A 15,477-nucleotide genomic window follows, 5' to 3' on the forward strand; every position below is an offset into this window, starting at 1 on the left:
ATCCTAATTAAATGGCTAAATCTAAAAACATCCTCATAACTGGTGTTTCCACCGGAATTGGATATGATCTGGCAAAGATATTTGTTGAAAAAGGTTATACCGTATATGGGAGTGTAAGAAAACAATCAGATGCCGATCGTTTGCGTGCAGAGATTGGAGAAGCATTTCATCCATTAATTTTTGATGTGACGGATTTTGCTGCTGTAGAGAAAGCAGCAGCATGGCTGAAAAAGGAAATCGGTCATGAGGGTCTTGGAGCTTTGATAAACAATGCAGGGATCGCGATAGGCGGGCCATTAATGGATTTGAAGGTAGATGATTATAGACATCAATTTGAAGTCAATGTATTTGGCTTGATCAAAGTCACTCAGGCTTTTCTCCCACTATTGGGAGCAGATGAAAATCCACCTTCAGATCCCGGGAGAGTCATCCAAATTTCTTCTGTGGCTGGAAGACACGGAATGCCATTTATGTCTCCTTATTCCGGGTCCAAACATGCTTTGGAAGGGATTACCGAAAGTCTGAGAAAAGAACTATTACTCTTTGGAATCGATGTGACTCTTATTGAGCCCGGACCAATCAAAACACCTATTTGGGAAAAAGGTGCTTCGCAAGCAGAAGAGGAGAGGTTCAGTAAATCGATTTTTTATCCAGCATTGAAGAAGTTTCAGGACGTCTTTGTGACGAAAGCTGTGAATGGCGCCCTAACAAGTGAAAAAGCGGCTAAATCTATTTTTAAAGCCTTTCAGGCCAAACGACCAAAGGTCAGATACGTATTGATGGCAGGTAAATTCAAAAATTGGACACTGCCTCGAATGATGCCTACTCGGGTCGTGGATAGATTTATCGGAAAAGCATTGGGCCTTTTGAGTTAGGTTTTTGAGAAAACGACTTAGCTTTAGATTATGAAATTTGGAAGCGTAGATAATCCAGAGGAAATAGATTTCAGCCTACCGGATGACCATCATGATACAGAGAAGGTTTTGGCGAAAGGCAAAGGTCTTCAAAGTGTTTTTGTTGGCTGTGCCAAGTGGAATCGTCAGGATTTGAAGAAGTTTTACCCCCGAGGGACCAAGGATGAGTTGGAATACTATTCCACTCAATTCAACTCGATCGAGCTTAATGCGACTTTCTACAACCATTTTCGAATTGAGCAGATTGAAAAGTGGGTGGAAAAAACTCCGGATGATTTCAAGTTCTTCCCTAAAGTTCATCAGATGGTCAGTCACATCAAGCGCCTAAATAATGTGGAGGAGCCGATAGAGCGGTATACGACCAATATTAGAGCTTTTGGTGATAAGCTGGGGATGTGTTTTCTGCAACTGCATGACAACTTCAAGCCAAAAAATATGGATCGCCTAATCACGGCAGTGGAGTACTGGCCGAAGGATATCCCATTGGCGATAGAGCTTAGAAACACCGAATGGTTCAATGATGCAGAAGTGGCTAATGAAGTATATGCCCTCTTTGAAAAGCATAATATTTCAAACATTGTGACCGATACCGCTGGTCGAAGGGATTTGCTGCACATGCGACTGACATCACCAGATGTTTTTGTGAGGTATGTAGGTGCCAACCATGAGAGTGACTATTCGAGATTAGATGTATGGATGGATCGAATAAAAAAGTGGTTTGACCAGGGGATGGAGAATCTTTATTTCTTCGTTCATCAAAATCTGGAAAAGGAGTCACCAGTGTTGTCTGCTTACCTAATTCAAAAAATCAATAAAGAATTTGGATTGGATCTCACCGTTCCGGTAGGGCAGGATCAGAAGAGCTTGTTTGAATAAAGATAAAATCCCGGAATAAATCCGGGATAACTCTTGACTTCAAAGATGGCAAATCATCGACCACCTCCTCGACGCTCTTGTCTTTTTTCACGCACATCCATACGTTTTTGCTTATTCTCCTCCTGAATAACTTTCAATTCTGCAAACTGGTCTTCCGTTAAAATTTCAGCAACCTTGGCTTCCCTTTTATCAATTAGATCAGCGTGTGCTCTCATTTTGTCACTGCGGGATTTCGATTCGTCTTTTCTTAAAGCCTCGAATTCTGGCTTCATTTCCTCTCTTACTTTCTTCAGTTCATCTACCTGATTATCTGTTAGATTTAATCGTTCTTTGTATTCTTCAATTTTAAGCTCAGCCTTTTCTCGCATCATCTCTTTTTTACCCTGGGCAAAAAGGATATTTGCTGCGACGATCAATCCAATAATTAATGCAAATTTTTTCATCATCTAAAGTTTTGTTTGTTCTTAGATGATAAATCTGATGAAAGGTTTAATAGAGACAGAATTCTTCATTCAAACCTCAAATGTTTCACAGACTCACCCGAGCTGCTGAGTTCCATCAATGAGTCAATACCGATATCCAGATGGTTTTTAACAAATTCAGCAGTCACTTTTTGATCGCTTTTTGAGGTTTTTACTCCTTCTGGAGTCATCGGGTTATCAGAGACAAGTAGTAGTGCACCCCTCGGTATTTTGTTGGCAAAACCCACAGTAAAGAGTGTTGCAGTCTCCATATCTATAGCAGATGCCCTAATTTCTTTCAAGTAGCTTTTAAAATCCTCGTCGTGCTCCCATACTCTTCTATTGGTGGTGAAAACGGTTCCGGTCCAGTAGTCAAATCCTTTTGCTTTGATTGCGTGAGAAACCGATCGTTGTAGTCGGAAGGAAGGGAGCGCAGGTATTTCAGGTGGCATATAATCATCGGACGCACCTTCACCTCTTATTGCTGCAATGGGTAGAATGAGGTCACCCAGTTTATTCTCACTTTTTAGTCCGCCACATTTACCAAGAAACAGAACAGCTTTAGGCATTATAGCTGACAGAAGGTCCATTACGGTGGCCGCCATCGCACTCCCCATTCCAAAATTAATGATGGTTATATCATCATGAGTTGCTGTTTGCATGGCTCGGGTGTTACCCTTGATCTTCACATTGAATTTCTCCGCGAAGAGGTCTACATAATTTTGAAAGTTGGTGAGCAGGATATATTTCCCGAATTCATCCAGTTCGGTACCTGTGTATCTGGGCAACCAGTCGTCTACAATTTCATCTTTTGTTTTCATAAAGTGCAAAGGTAGATGAACCGGCTATTTGAGCCGGGCGAAATTGGCAGGAATTATAAGAAGGTTGTCAGGAATATGAAATATGGAATTTTCACCTTTGAAAAAAAAATAATCTATCTTAGAAATAAATAACCACTTTCTCTAACCTTATGTCCGACCTTAGTTATACCAAAAATGTATCGTTTAGAACGAAGCATTTTTATCTGTTTGTTTCAATTCTTTTTTTAATCAGTCTTAATACTAACGCTCAAGTAGCGATTAATGCTGGCGATTACTATCCTAATAGCACTGTTCAGGCAATTGCTGAGGATGATAGTTACATATACATAGGAGGCCAGTTTACGGAATTGTCCGATGGAACAAACACTAGTAATCTGTCTTATCTGGTAAGGTATGATAAGAATGACTATTCATTAGACGAATCCTGGGATCTTCAATTGGATAACCACGTATACGCCCTGGAAGTAGACGGAGACTACCTGTACATAGGAGGTCAGTTTACCACCATTCTTGGCTCTGCCAGAAGCAGCCTTGCAAAAATTGATAAATCAGGAGCCTCACCCATATTAGAAAGTTGGGATCCGTCACCTGATGCTCCGGTACGAGCATTGGAATTAGGGAATAATTCAATTTACGTTGGGGGAAATTATGCCAACATTAGCTCTACGGCCAGAAACTGCCTCACAAAATTCGATACATCAACCGGCAATTTAGATGGGAGTTTTAGTCCTAGCGTTACTACGTATATCCCATACAATAATACTACTGTGCCAGGCAAAATTCTCACCATGATTTATGATGAAAGTGTTGATTCCTTGTACATTGGGGGTGCTTTTGATCATGTTGGAGCTACGGGTGTAAATGAGTTAGCTAAACTTAACGGAAGCGATGGAGCTGTAAGTTCAGGTTGGTTCCCTAATCCCAATAATGAAGTGAGCGATATGGAGCTGGTTGGAGATTCGCTATTCATTGGAGGAAGATTTACTTCTGCTGGTGGACAGTCCAGGCGAAGCATTGCAAAAATCCATGCATCTGGAACTGGAGCAGCAGATGCCAATTGGGATCCCAATCCACCTCGAAATAATTTTGTATTTGCATTATCAATGTATGACGGAGACCTTTATGCAGGAGGTGGATTTAATTCAATAGGTGGAGAGTCGATTGTCCGTTTGGCGAAATTGAGTACAACAGGAGCCGGAGTGGCAGATGCCACCTGGGCTGTAGATAATGGAGGTAGTTTCAATTGCATGTTGCTGAGTGGAGATCATCTTTTTGTTGGTGGAAACTTCACTAGCCTGGATGGCCAATCGAGTATTCAGCGTTTTGGAGTGGTTTATATAAAGCCTCAGGAAATTGATTTACTAGGAAATGGTAATTCCATAACCAATGGAGATGACTCTCCAAATGAAGGTGATGGTACTGACTTTGGTGCTGTAACAATCGGATCTCCATCAACTCATACGTTTACCATAGCAAATGAGGGCTCCAGGCCTCTTGATATAACTGACATACAAATTTCAGGAACAGATGCACCTGATTTTTCAGTCAGTAATATCACCTTACCTGCATCTGTGTCGGCATTGGCAAACACAACGTTTGATATAACCTATGATCCATCTAGCTTAGGTACGAGTTCAGCCACACTACAAATTTCCAGCTCTGATGAAGATGAGGGTACTTATGCATTTATCATTACCGGTACAGCCCAAACACCGGCAGAAATAAATGTCCAGGGGGAAAGCGTGGATATAGTCAGTGGAGATGAAACTCCTTCATTAGATGACGGGACAGACTTTGGTACTGCTACGGTAGGAAGCACGGTAACCAACACGTTCACGATCCAAAATACCGGTGAAGCAACGCTGAATATCAGTTCCGTCACAATATCAGGCACAGGTTCATCTGACTTTTCGATATCGAATATTACAACACCGGCATCAATTAATGGAGCTGGAAGCACAACATTTGATGTTACCTACGATCCGTCAAGTTCAGGTACTAGCTCAGCCACAGTAGAAATATTAAATAATGATGCAGATGAAGGAGTCTATTCATTTTCTGTTGTAGGAATAGGTGAGGAGCCATTAGGCTTTGATGATTTGCCAAAAACGAATGAGATCAGAGTTTTTCCAAATCCGAGTAAAGACTTTTTTAGGGTGGAAGTAAAGGATAAGACTTCTTTTGAGCAACTAATTTTGATCAATGGCCAAGGTAAAGAGGTGGTAAGATTTATCCCATCTAGCACTAATGAATATGATATTTCACTCTTATCTAATGGTATGTATATAATGGTTGTGGAAAAAGAAGGAATCCGACACAAGGCAGGCAGACTGATCAAAAAATAATTAAGACAAACTAAGGAAGCTTGTTCCAGGAGCAGGCTAAGGCAGCCTCGACTTCAGTCGGGGCTTTTTTAATGTCAAAATGTTAGGTAACTCAGTAAGTCATATCACTATATGAATAATTAATTGAGTTTAATTAACACAGTGCGGTTTTTTAGTGCATTTGATTTCAACACCACCATAAAATCAATTAAATTAATTCTATGGATTCACCGCCAGACAAAGTCTGCGTTATCACCGGCGCAGCGCATGGAATAGGTGCAGCCACTGCTCGCTTGATGAGCCTCCACGGAGGAATGAATCTTGTACTTTCAGATCAGGACAAGTCGGCTGCTGATGAATTGATGAATCATTTAAATACGATTCGTCCTCAATCCTGTATTGCCCTTGCCACTGATGTTTCAGATCCTAAGCGTGTTGCTCAGCTGATGAAAGCGGCCGTAGACCGGTTTGATCGACTGGATGTGCTAATCAATAATGCCGGAGTAGGGCCAAATAAAATTGCAAAAACAGCAGATACAGATATTGCTGATTGGGAGCGGGTTGTATCAGTCAATCAAAGTGGTGTGTATTATGGAATGAAATACGCCATTCCCTATATGCTGGAACAGGGTGGGGGTTTGATTGTCAATGTAGCTTCTTTGGCCGGACTGAAAGCGTCACCTAATCACATTTCTTATGCAGCAAGCAAATATGCCGTGGTAGGCATAACAAAAACCGCTGCTTTGGAATACGGTAAAAAAAATATCCGAATCAATGCGGTATGTCCCGGCTACACTGATACCCAGTACCTGGATCACCTTCACGCAAGTAAGCCGGAGTTGAAAGACCGAATTCTAAAAGCTACTCCACTTGGCCGATATGCCAAGGTAGATGAAATTGCTGAAGCGATATACTGGCTTTGCTCCGATCAGGCAGGCTTTATCACCGGCCAGACATTGACCATAGATGGGGGGATTGGGTTGTAACAAACTTGTAGAGAGAAAGCTGATTTAGTTAATTTTAGCCCAATGAGGCTTTCGTTTTTAATCCTACAACTGGCTCTCCTTTTCGCTTGTTCCAGACCTGAATCGATCAATAAAACTTCAATTATCCCTGTACCAGCAAAGCTAGAAGTTGAGGAAGGAATATTTATGATTAACGAGTTCACGACCTTGACACTTCCGGAAGAGTGTAAACTTGATGTCGTAAAAGACTATTTTCAAGAGCTGACTGGCTATGAGCTACATGCTGAAACAGAAACCGCAGATAATGCGATTGTATTTGAATTAGACGATCGTTCTTCAAATGAATATGCGATCTCTGTCGAATCAGAACAAGTCAAGGTATCCGGGGGCAGCTGTCAGGCATTGCTATACGGCATGCAAACCATTCGCCAGCTACTACTCCAGAATGATAAGTTTCAGATCCCATCAATGACATTGGTCGATAATCCACGTTTTGAATGGAGAGGGTTATTACTCGATTGCTCCAGGCACTTCATGGATATTGACTTTGTCAAACGATATATTGATTTGCTGTCTTTGTATAAGATGAACGTACTGCATTGGCATTTGACCGAAGATCAGGGGTGGCGAATTGAGATAGATAAATACCCTATGCTCACTGAGGTAGGTGCCTGGCGGGATGATGGAAATGGAGGAAAATATGGAGGTTTTTATACAAAAGAAGAGATTAGGGAAGTAGTGGCCTATGCGGAAGCGCGTGGCGTGACCATTGTACCAGAGATCGAGCTTCCGGGACATTCCCAGGCTGCTTTAGCAGCATACCCTCAATTCTCCTGTACAGGAGGTCCGTTTGAGGTGGAGACTGAGTGGGGAGTGTTTAAAGAAATTTACTGTGCGGGGAATGACTCCACTTTTATATTTCTGGAGGATGTCCTTACAGAAGTAATCGAATTGTTTCCCTCCGAATACATCCACATCGGTGGTGATGAGGTACCAAAGTTTCGGTGGGAGCACTGTGAAAAATGTCAACGACGGATCAAAGAAGAAAACTTGCATGATGAGCATGAACTCCAAAGCTATTTTATCGGAAGAATAGGCTCCTTTCTGAAATCGAAAGGTAAAAAAATGATAGGGTGGGACGAAATCCTGGAGGGAGGACTCCCTGATGGAGCCATTGTTCAAAGCTGGCGCGGGTTTGATGGGGCGAAGGAGGCTGTCAGTCAGGGGCATCAGGCGATCCTGTCACCAACTTCTCACTCCTACTTTGATTATGGGTTAAATGATATAGACATGGAAAAGGTCTATTCCTTTGATCCGATCCCTGATGGCATTTCAGGAGAGGAAGCTCAATTAATTCTGGGAGGAGAGTGTAACATGTGGACTGAGCGTGCACCTCAAAATAAGGTTGATTTAAAGGTTTTTCCACGGATACTTGCCATGTCAGAGGCTCTATGGAGTACTTCAGATAAATACTTCGGGGAGTTTAGGTCAAGGGTCAGGGATCATTATCCTATACTGGACAAACTAGATGTACATTATGGTTTTGAGACTGTACCTGTATCTACATCCACAAAAATTCAGAACGGAGAGTTGTTTGCGGTGCTAGACTCCTATGATCCGGATTTTCAAATATATTATGCCGTGAATGGTAAGCGAAAAGCATATAACGAGCCAGTTATGATCAATCAACCTCAGCGTTGGTCTATCACTTTTGAGCGTGGTGGCACTACTTTTAAAGATACCATCAGGCAGTCGTTCAAACCTCATATAGCTATTGGGTTGATCCCAGAATACGAATTTGAGTACCACGCTAGTTACACAGCCGGAGGAGAGGCTGGACTAACCGATGGGAAGAAAGGGAGCCATCAATTCCGGGACGGGAACTGGCAGGGATACTGGGGCGATGATGTAGCGGTAACCATCGATCTGGGAGAAGTTGTGAGTATTCAGGAGCTATCTTCCGGTTACCTTCAATACAACAATGCCTGGATTTTCTATCCCGAACAAGTAACTTATGCCGTCTCATCTGATGGGGAAGCATTTGAAGAAGTAGGGGTTGTGGAAAACCAACGATCACCAAGAGATAAGAAGCAACGGACGCAAGAGTTTGCATTGAGACTGGATTCGGCTATTCAGGTCCGCTATGTCAGGCTCAAAGCTAAAAACATCGGTGTGTGCCCTGACTGGCACGATGCAGCTGGAAGTGACGCCTGGATATTTATTGATGAATTCAGTGTAAGTCAATGAAGTATACAATTGAGATATGTGCAAACGGATTAACCTCTGCCATCAATGCGGAGCAGGGAGGTGCGAACCGGATCGAGCTTTGTGATAACCTATGGGAGGGAGGAACAACGCCAAGCATGGCAACCATCGAAATGGCGGTTCAGCTTCTCTCGATACCTGTTTTCGTTTTGATCCGACCCAGGGGAGGTGATTTTACTTATACAGATTTGGAGTTTCAGCTTATGAAACGTGAGATAGAATACTGCACGGAAATAGGAGTTGCAGGCATAGTCTCCGGGGTTTTACTTTCTGACGGATCCATCGACCAAAATAGAACCAGGGAATTGATAGAGCGGTCCTGCGGGCTTCCATTTACTTTTCATCGCGCATTCGACCATGTTGCGGAACCCCTATCAGCGTTAGACGATCTAATTGAATTAGGTGTGGATCGGGTCCTCACTTCCGGTCAGAAAACTTCAGCGGCAAAAGGAAAGGCACTTATCAGTAAGCTGGTCAAACATGCCCAAAATCACATCATTGTGTTACCGGGAGGGGGGATCAATACGGAGAATATTGAAGGGTTGATTGAGGCCGGCTGTACCGAATTTCATCTTTCTGCTAAAGAATATGAGCAGCGGACGTCCAATCACCCGATGAAAGTCCCGATGAATGGCTCTAAGGATATCTCGGAGGAGCAGATCGCTGTTTCCAACATTGAAAAGATCAAACAACTTAGAAAAATGCTGGATGAAAGGGGGTAAACTCATTTCGGTTTTAGTCTTGGTTGCTGTTTCCTGTTCGCAACCTTCTCCGAATATCAAAACGGATCTAACGGAAGGCTGGACGTTCAGGCAGTCGGGCACTGAGGAATGGTTTCCTGCCACTGTCCCCGGCGTGGTGCATACCGACCTGATGGGCAATGAAATTATCCCTGACCCATGGGTAGGCATGAATGAACTGGACGTTCAGTGGATCGAAAATGAGGGCTGGGAGTACCAAGCCACTTTTGATGTCAACGGCGAAACGTTGCGGAGAAGTAGTCACGAGCTTGTATTTGAAGGGTTGGATACTTACGCAGATGTCTACCTGAATGACTCCTTGATCCTGGAAGCAGACAATATGTTCAGAAGCTGGAGGGTACCGGTAGCAGGACTATTGCAGGAAAAGGAGAATCATTTACTGGTTCAGTTCCAATCTCCCATAGCGATAAACAAAGAAAAAGTAGAGTCCTTGCCCTATCAGTTGCCGGCCAGCAGTGAAGAAGCACCTATTAAAGTCAGTCCGTTTACGAGGAAAGCCCCATACCATTTCGGGTGGGACTGGGGTCCCCGTTTAGTTACTTCAGGGATATGGCGACCGGTTTATTTACAAAGCTGGGATGACGTGATCATACGAGATGTACAAATCAAGCAGCTGACAATTTTAGATGAAGTAGCTAATCTTCTGGCTGTGATTGAGATTGAATCAGCGTCTTACTTAGATGTGGAAGTGATGGTCATGGGGCAGGACTCGGTGGTTATGCTGGAAGATGGCCGAAATGAAATAGTGATTCCATTCAACATTAGTAACCCCAAACGATGGTGGCCCAATGGATGGGGGAATCCACACCTGTATGATATCTCTGTGATTATGAAAAAAGGAGGTCAGGTGATCGATGAAGATATGGTGCGTACTGGGTTACGAACGGTGGAGCTTGTGCAGGAACAAGACAGCATAGGTCGGTCTTTCTATTTCAAAGTAAATGGTGAGCCACTTTTTGCCAGAGGAGCCAATTACATTCCACAAAGCCACTTTCTGCCTTCTGTGAAGGATGAGGATTATCAAGCACTGACCGGGGCTGTGAAAGATGCCAATATTAACATGTTGCGGGTATGGGGTGGCGGCATTTACGAAAACGACATTTTTTATGAGTTATGTGATGAAAACGGCATCCTGGTATGGCAGGACTTCATGTTTGCTAATACCATGTATCCCGGAAATGGACAATTCATGAACAATGTGAAGAAGGAGGTAATTGATAACGTCAAGCGCCTAAGAAATCACCCATCTATCGTTCACTGGAATGGCAACAATGAGATTGAAGTGGCCTGGAAAAACTGGGGGTGGCAGGGCCAGTATGGGTATAGCAAAGCAGACTCAACCAAACTGTGGGAAGACTACCTGGCACTTTTTCATGAGCAGATCCCTGAGTGGTTGGCGGGACTGGATGACCGAAGCTATACAACCACTTCCCCGCTGAGCAACTGGGGTACACCAGAAAATTTTAATTATGGAAGCATGCACTACTGGGGCGTGTGGCATGGAGATGATGATTTTGAGGACTATAATGATAATGTAGGCCGATTTATGAGTGAATATGGCTTTCAATCTTTCCCTGATAAAGAGACTGTGGCCTACTATGCAGACTCTTCGAATTGGAGTCTGGATGCGGAGGTTATGAAGCATCATCAAAAGAGCTATAGAGGAAACGGTCTGATTGAAAAGCAAGCCACTAAATACTTTGGAAAACCATTAGGGTTCGATGACTTTCTAAAGAAAAGCCAGCTTACACAGACGAAGGCGATGCAAATGGCAATCGATGTGCATCGGTTGAACAAAGGCCATTGCTGGGGTAGTTTGTTCTGGCAACTAAATGACTGCTGGCCTGGACCCAGTTGGAGTGCAATTGATGTGTTTGGAAGAAGAAAAGTGTTTTATGAGGACTTGAAAACCCTGTTTGCGCCCTTGGCAGTAATTCCAAAAGTCAACGAAGATCAAATCGAACTGACAATTATTAACGACACCCTCGAAGATTTTGAAGGGTTGCTTCAGGTATCTCTTCATACTCCTTCAGGAAACATTATCAGGGAGGAGATGAACGTTTTTGTCAAGCGGAATGGAGTGAGGCTATTGGCTTCCATTTCCAATATGGGTTTTTCAACTGCTGAGCTGACCCTGTTTCAGGATGGGGAAAAGGTGTTTGAGCGGAGGGAAGAAATTTGATTAGAAACTTTACCTGATTTTTACAACTAAAGAGAATTGAAAAAGGAGGGATTATTTCATGATCCCCCCTTTCAATCTAGTCAGTCTCGAAAGCGATACTTCGTATCCCAACCTCTCTACTTTCGCAATTCCAGAAATAAATTTCTTTCTTGCTCATTAGAAGGTTGTTTTTTGGCTTTCGAGCCATTGTGGAGTCGGAGGGATTCGAACCTCCAAACTTATCTATTGAATATCAATGAGTTATATTGAGTTAGGTGATTTACGCACCGAATTACGCACCTATTAGTTTTAGTAATTATAATGCCTTTTGTTATTGGAAGGGATTCGAACCCATCGAACTATTAGTATTGCAAGTAAACATATTAGTTTACTTTTATTTATGTTTAGTAAACATATATGTTTATATTTGTGGTATATAAGTAAACATATACATTTACTCATGGACAAGAAACAGCGCCTTTTACAGGATCAAATTAACCGCAAGATGCAGTTATTTGTACCAGCATTGGAGGTATCGAACCCCCCAACAGGATGGATTAGAGCAACGCGTACTGCATTAGGAATGTCACTCGAGCAATTAGGTGCTCGATTGGATATGACTAAGCAAGGGGTAATGAAACTTGAAGCAAGAGAAGTAAATGGAGCATTGACAATCAAGAGCCTCAAAGAAGCAGCTCGAGCCCTTGATATGCAGCTTGTTTACGGACTTGTTCCTAATGATGGATCTCTTGATGCTTTAATAGAGCGCAAAGCCTTGGAGTTGGCCAAAAAGATTGTGACCAGGACTTCAACAACCATGAAGCTGGAAGACCAGGCAAACTCCCCGGAAAGATTAAATAAGGCAATCCAGGAAAGAGCTCAAAGTTTGAAGCTTGAAATGCCTAAGATTCTATGGGACTAGACCTGGATTATATTAATGGTCAGACCCCTCTGGATGAAGAAGAGAAGGAGGGGTTACTCATCCCTACCATTGCAACTAGAGAAGAGCTCGATGAGTTTGAGCAGCAAAATGTAGAAGAAGCCATCCAGTGGCTTATTGGAAAGTCTTTCAAGCCAGAGAAAGTCCTAACTGAGAAGTTTATTTGCGACGTTCATGAACGAATGTTTAATCAGGTATGGAAATGGGCCGGGTCATTTCGTCATTCTCAAAAGAACATTGGAGTTGATTACTGGAATATTCCAATGGAGTTAAACAATCTGATAGAGGATGCTAAAGTTTGGCTCCAGGATGAAGTCTTTTCACCAGATGAATTTGCGATCAGGTTTAAGCATAGAATCGTATCCATTCACTGCTTTTCAAATGGCAATGGAAGACATAGCAGGCTAATGGCTGATATCATCATTGAGAAGCTTTTTGATTTGGATCACTTCACCTGGGGTGATGGTGACTTGAGTAATGAGAGTGACACCAGGTCAGAATATCTCAAAGCATTGAAAGAAGCTGATAAGGGATCACTTGATAATCTTTTAAAATTTGCTCGATCCTGACGGAAACAAAAACCCTTATCCGCGGACAAGGGCTATCATTAAGAAATCAGCTTGTTGCTGTTGATACTAAATTAGCATCAAATAAGGTTATATCAAACCGTTTTATATTAACTTCACCGTCTTTTAAGAACCAAGCAACCAAATCACACATTGGAAAACCTTTGTTTTGACTTACTCAGTGAGTTAGAGCAGCGCTTATTGGATATAGACAGCAGGAGATACTCACCTATTGAAAAATGCTCAGAAAAAGTAAAAATATGTCAAGAACTGACTGGGACACTACGTGAACTCTATCTCGAAGCATCACTTAATACAGTCCCAAAACAAATACACTTTTTCAAAGAAGTCAAGCCCAAGTTTTTCTCCGAGCTTCATTACAATCATCGGATGATAACCTTTTACAAGGATCGTCCTCGAGGGAGTACGAAACTAAAGGACAAATACATCAACCAATGCATGGAGGAGGCCTCCTCGTATATGCAAAAGCACTGTGAGTTCAGAAACTACATAAACATGAAATCTGATCATATGGATGAGGTGTATTTTACTAAGCGAGAATACTGTCCAAAACTTCATGGAAGTTTTGAGTACCCATTGGAGCCGGAGTTCAGCTCTCCAGCTGATCCGACCTATTCATGTCTCCTCGCAGCTGATAGATTTATGCAGTTCTTGAAGAATGAGAAGTTTGCTTTGAAGAATCCAACTTTGGACCCAAGTTGGGAATATCAGAAAACACTTGATTGGCAGGGATCCAAAACCGACCTTGTTGAACTGGTTTATGCCCTTCATGCAGCAGGAAAGCTTAAAGGAGACCTTAAACATTCATTTGCTGTAATGGAGAAGGCCTTGAATATCGATATTGGGAACTACTACAGGCTTTATACTGATATCAAACTAAAAAAGAACCCTGATTCATTGTTGGAAGAATTGAAAACCAGCCTTTTAGAGAAGATTAGACAGGAAAATCAATAATTATCTTTCCCAAGTTGGTATCATCTTGTGAATAAAACGTTTCAAAGCGTTCCAGCTTTGGCCATCGAAAAACAAAAACAAATATTAGATGGCAGCAACAATTATTACAGCGGATGATCTGCGAGAATTCAAGATGGAACTTCTCCAGGATATCAGGGAAGTATTATCAGAAGATAATACTCAAAACAAGCAATGGCTTAGATCAAGTGAGCTACGGAAGATGCTAAAGATCTCTCCAGGAACCTTACAAAACCTCCGTGTGAATGGCACGCTTCCTTACACCAAGATCGGAGGAGTGATCTATTACGATTACCACGACATCTTAAGAATGTTGGAGGAAAACAAATTCAATAATCAATAGTCATCCTAAGGCCCTCGAAGGATGAATTACATCCATCACATGAATAAATGGTTTGCCAAAGTACAAGCGGATGAAAGGCTTTATCCTAGCCACATCAGCTTGTACCTGGCACTCTTTCAAATTTGGAATTCCAACAGGTTTAGAAATCCGCTTTCGGTAGCAAGATCAGAGCTCATGAAGCTTTCAAAAATTGGTTCAAATAACACTTACGCCAAGTGCCTTAAAGAGCTCGACAGATGGGGCTATTTGGAATACATTCCTTCACATGATCCGATCAAAGGAAGCAAAGTGTACATGTTCACTTTTGATACAACTACCAAGACAACTACTGATACAACCACTGCAACAGCATTGCGACCTTATATAAACAGTAGTAAACAGTCTAAACAAGTAAACAATGATTCCAATTTGAAAAAAAATTATGATGAACCACTATGACAATATCAGAACTCGAATCAGAGGTATTCCACTTCCAGGAGTGTATCTCTTTTTTAGAAAAAACCGGCCGAAAAATTTACGGCCCGAAATTCAAAGTCCTTGAGGAGGATTATCCGATCATCTTTCGTCTTTTTGTTTACTTTTTTAAAGACCAGAAAAATGCCACGGAATTTGGTCTGGATCTTAGAAAAGGAATCCTCCTCATGGGTCCCATTGGTTGCGGCAAAACCTCGATCATGAACATCATGAGATTCATTCGACCTTATCAAGATCAGCACTTGATGATCTCCACTCGAAAGATTTCATATGACTTTATCCAGAATGGTTACCAGGTCATTGAGAAATTCAGCGACCGGTCATTCAAATTCAAAGCAGATGAATGGATTCCTAAACACTATTGCTTTGATGACCTAGGTGTTGAAAACAGTCTAAAGTATTTTGGGAATGATTGTAATGTAATGACAGAGATCCTCCTCTCACGATATGACTATTTCATTAATCATAAGATGCTCACCCACATTACAACAAATCTTGACAGTGGTGAAATTGAGAAATTGTATGGAAGTAGAGTGCGGAGTAGATTGAGAGAAATGATGAATGTAATCCCTTTTGACCCTTCATCCGGAGATAAAAGATAACAGTTAAGTGA

General features: G+C 42.1%; 15 protein-coding genes. 13 read left to right on the plus strand and 2 right to left on the minus strand.

All coding sequences use genetic code 11. The features are described from left to right. The first annotated feature begins 11 nt into the window (after positions 1-11). A complete protein-coding gene (locus ACOQON_RS03215) occupies positions 12-875 on the plus strand; it encodes an SDR family oxidoreductase (RefSeq protein ID WP_420577481.1) in 864 nt (287 codons plus the stop codon). Between the two features lie 30 nt (positions 876-905). Continuing rightward, positions 906-1,790: a DUF72 domain-containing protein gene (locus ACOQON_RS03220; RefSeq protein ID WP_420577482.1), complete on the plus strand. Its 885-nt coding sequence runs from the start codon at positions 906-908 to the stop codon at positions 1,788-1,790. A 53-nt stretch (positions 1,791-1,843) separates the two neighbouring features. Here the strand turns inward: ACOQON_RS03220 and ACOQON_RS03225 are convergent, their stop codons facing one another. Next, complete coding sequence (locus ACOQON_RS03225) at positions 1,844-2,236, minus strand: hypothetical protein (protein WP_420577483.1); 393 nt, start codon at positions 2,234-2,236, stop codon at positions 1,844-1,846. A 62-nt stretch (positions 2,237-2,298) separates the two neighbouring features. Continuing rightward, positions 2,299-3,072: an AMP nucleosidase gene (locus ACOQON_RS03230; protein ID WP_420577484.1), complete on the minus strand. Its 774-nt coding sequence runs from the start codon at positions 3,070-3,072 to the stop codon at positions 2,299-2,301. Positions 3,073-3,221: 149 nt separating this feature from the next. Between ACOQON_RS03230 and ACOQON_RS03235 the strand changes: the two genes are divergently transcribed. The 11 genes from ACOQON_RS03235 to ACOQON_RS03285 all read left to right on the plus strand — a co-directional run bounded on the left by ACOQON_RS03235 (position 3,222) and on the right by ACOQON_RS03285 (position 15,466). Beyond that, a complete protein-coding gene (locus ACOQON_RS03235) occupies positions 3,222-5,417 on the plus strand; it encodes a choice-of-anchor D domain-containing protein (RefSeq protein ID WP_420577485.1) in 2,196 nt (731 codons plus the stop codon). Between the two features lie 200 nt (positions 5,418-5,617). Next, the gene (locus ACOQON_RS03240; RefSeq protein ID WP_420577486.1) at positions 5,618-6,382 is read left to right on the plus strand and encodes an SDR family NAD(P)-dependent oxidoreductase; all 765 of its coding nucleotides are present in this window, start codon (positions 5,618-5,620) and stop codon (positions 6,380-6,382) included. Positions 6,383-6,424: 42 nt separating this feature from the next. Beyond that, a complete protein-coding gene (locus ACOQON_RS03245) occupies positions 6,425-8,608 on the plus strand; it encodes a family 20 glycosylhydrolase (protein WP_420577487.1) in 2,184 nt (727 codons plus the stop codon). Then, on the plus strand, positions 8,605-9,348 hold the full coding sequence (locus ACOQON_RS03250) for a copper homeostasis protein CutC (RefSeq protein WP_420577488.1): 744 nt from the start codon (positions 8,605-8,607) through the stop codon (positions 9,346-9,348). The genes ACOQON_RS03245 and ACOQON_RS03250 overlap by 4 nt, the downstream gene beginning before the upstream one ends. After that, a complete protein-coding gene (locus ACOQON_RS03255; protein WP_420577489.1) occupies positions 9,335-11,569 on the plus strand; it encodes a glycosyl hydrolase 2 galactose-binding domain-containing protein in 2,235 nt (744 codons plus the stop codon). The genes ACOQON_RS03250 and ACOQON_RS03255 overlap by 14 nt, the downstream gene beginning before the upstream one ends. Before the next feature lie 484 nt (positions 11,570-12,053). After that, positions 12,054-12,470 (plus strand): mobile mystery protein A, encoded by a 417-nt coding sequence (locus ACOQON_RS03260; protein WP_420577490.1) that lies wholly within the window; start codon positions 12,054-12,056, stop codon positions 12,468-12,470. Continuing rightward, on the plus strand, positions 12,461-13,057 hold the full coding sequence (locus ACOQON_RS03265) for a mobile mystery protein B (RefSeq protein WP_420577491.1): 597 nt from the start codon (positions 12,461-12,463) through the stop codon (positions 13,055-13,057). The genes ACOQON_RS03260 and ACOQON_RS03265 overlap by 10 nt, the downstream gene beginning before the upstream one ends. 150 nt (positions 13,058-13,207) lie before the next feature. Then, the gene (locus ACOQON_RS03270; protein WP_420577492.1) at positions 13,208-14,029 is read left to right on the plus strand and encodes an RteC domain-containing protein; all 822 of its coding nucleotides are present in this window, start codon (positions 13,208-13,210) and stop codon (positions 14,027-14,029) included. Between the two features lie 88 nt (positions 14,030-14,117). Continuing rightward, entirely contained in the window at positions 14,118-14,390 is a 273-nt protein-coding gene (locus tag ACOQON_RS03275) for a helix-turn-helix domain-containing protein (protein WP_370089402.1), read from the plus strand. Positions 14,391-14,429: 39 nt separating this feature from the next. Next, positions 14,430-14,828 carry a hypothetical protein gene (locus ACOQON_RS03280; protein WP_420577493.1) on the plus strand — a complete coding sequence of 133 codons (399 nt, stop codon included), beginning with the start codon at positions 14,430-14,432 and terminating at the stop codon, positions 14,826-14,828. After that, on the plus strand, positions 14,825-15,466 hold the full coding sequence (locus ACOQON_RS03285) for an ATPase (RefSeq protein WP_420577494.1): 642 nt from the start codon (positions 14,825-14,827) through the stop codon (positions 15,464-15,466). Before ACOQON_RS03280 ends, ACOQON_RS03285 begins: the two co-directional genes overlap by 4 nt. Positions 15,467-15,477: the final 11 nt, after the last annotated feature.

It is taken from the genome of Ekhidna sp. (assembly GCF_965221965.1).
In the GTDB taxonomy this organism is placed as follows: Bacteria; Bacteroidota; Bacteroidia; order Cytophagales; family Cyclobacteriaceae; genus Ekhidna.

What these genes read in the sequence shown, in the direction of transcription:
- ACOQON_RS03215 (WP_420577481.1), top strand. Translation starts at nt 12, where the DNA reads ATGGCTAAATCTAAAAACATCCTCATAACTGGTGTTTCCACCGGAATT.
- ACOQON_RS03220 (WP_420577482.1), top strand. Translation starts at nt 906, where the DNA reads ATGAAATTTGGAAGCGTAGATAATCCAGAGGAAATAGATTTCAGCCTA.
- ACOQON_RS03225 (WP_420577483.1), bottom strand. Translation starts at nt 2,236, where the DNA reads ATGATGAAAAAATTTGCATTAATTATTGGATTGATCGTCGCAGCAAAT.
- ACOQON_RS03230 (WP_420577484.1), bottom strand. Translation starts at nt 3,072, where the DNA reads ATGAAAACAAAAGATGAAATTGTAGACGACTGGTTGCCCAGATACACA.
- ACOQON_RS03235 (WP_420577485.1), top strand. Translation starts at nt 3,222, where the DNA reads ATGTCCGACCTTAGTTATACCAAAAATGTATCGTTTAGAACGAAGCAT.
- ACOQON_RS03240 (WP_420577486.1), top strand. Translation starts at nt 5,618, where the DNA reads ATGGATTCACCGCCAGACAAAGTCTGCGTTATCACCGGCGCAGCGCAT.
- ACOQON_RS03245 (WP_420577487.1), top strand. Translation starts at nt 6,425, where the DNA reads ATGAGGCTTTCGTTTTTAATCCTACAACTGGCTCTCCTTTTCGCTTGT.
- ACOQON_RS03250 (WP_420577488.1), top strand. Translation starts at nt 8,605, where the DNA reads ATGAAGTATACAATTGAGATATGTGCAAACGGATTAACCTCTGCCATC.
- ACOQON_RS03255 (WP_420577489.1), top strand. Translation starts at nt 9,335, where the DNA reads ATGAAAGGGGGTAAACTCATTTCGGTTTTAGTCTTGGTTGCTGTTTCC.
- ACOQON_RS03260 (WP_420577490.1), top strand. Translation starts at nt 12,054, where the DNA reads ATGCAGTTATTTGTACCAGCATTGGAGGTATCGAACCCCCCAACAGGA.
- ACOQON_RS03265 (WP_420577491.1), top strand. Translation starts at nt 12,461, where the DNA reads ATGGGACTAGACCTGGATTATATTAATGGTCAGACCCCTCTGGATGAA.
- ACOQON_RS03275 (WP_370089402.1), top strand. Translation starts at nt 14,118, where the DNA reads ATGGCAGCAACAATTATTACAGCGGATGATCTGCGAGAATTCAAGATG.
- ACOQON_RS03280 (WP_420577493.1), top strand. Translation starts at nt 14,430, where the DNA reads ATGAATAAATGGTTTGCCAAAGTACAAGCGGATGAAAGGCTTTATCCT.
- ACOQON_RS03285 (WP_420577494.1), top strand. Translation starts at nt 14,825, where the DNA reads ATGACAATATCAGAACTCGAATCAGAGGTATTCCACTTCCAGGAGTGT.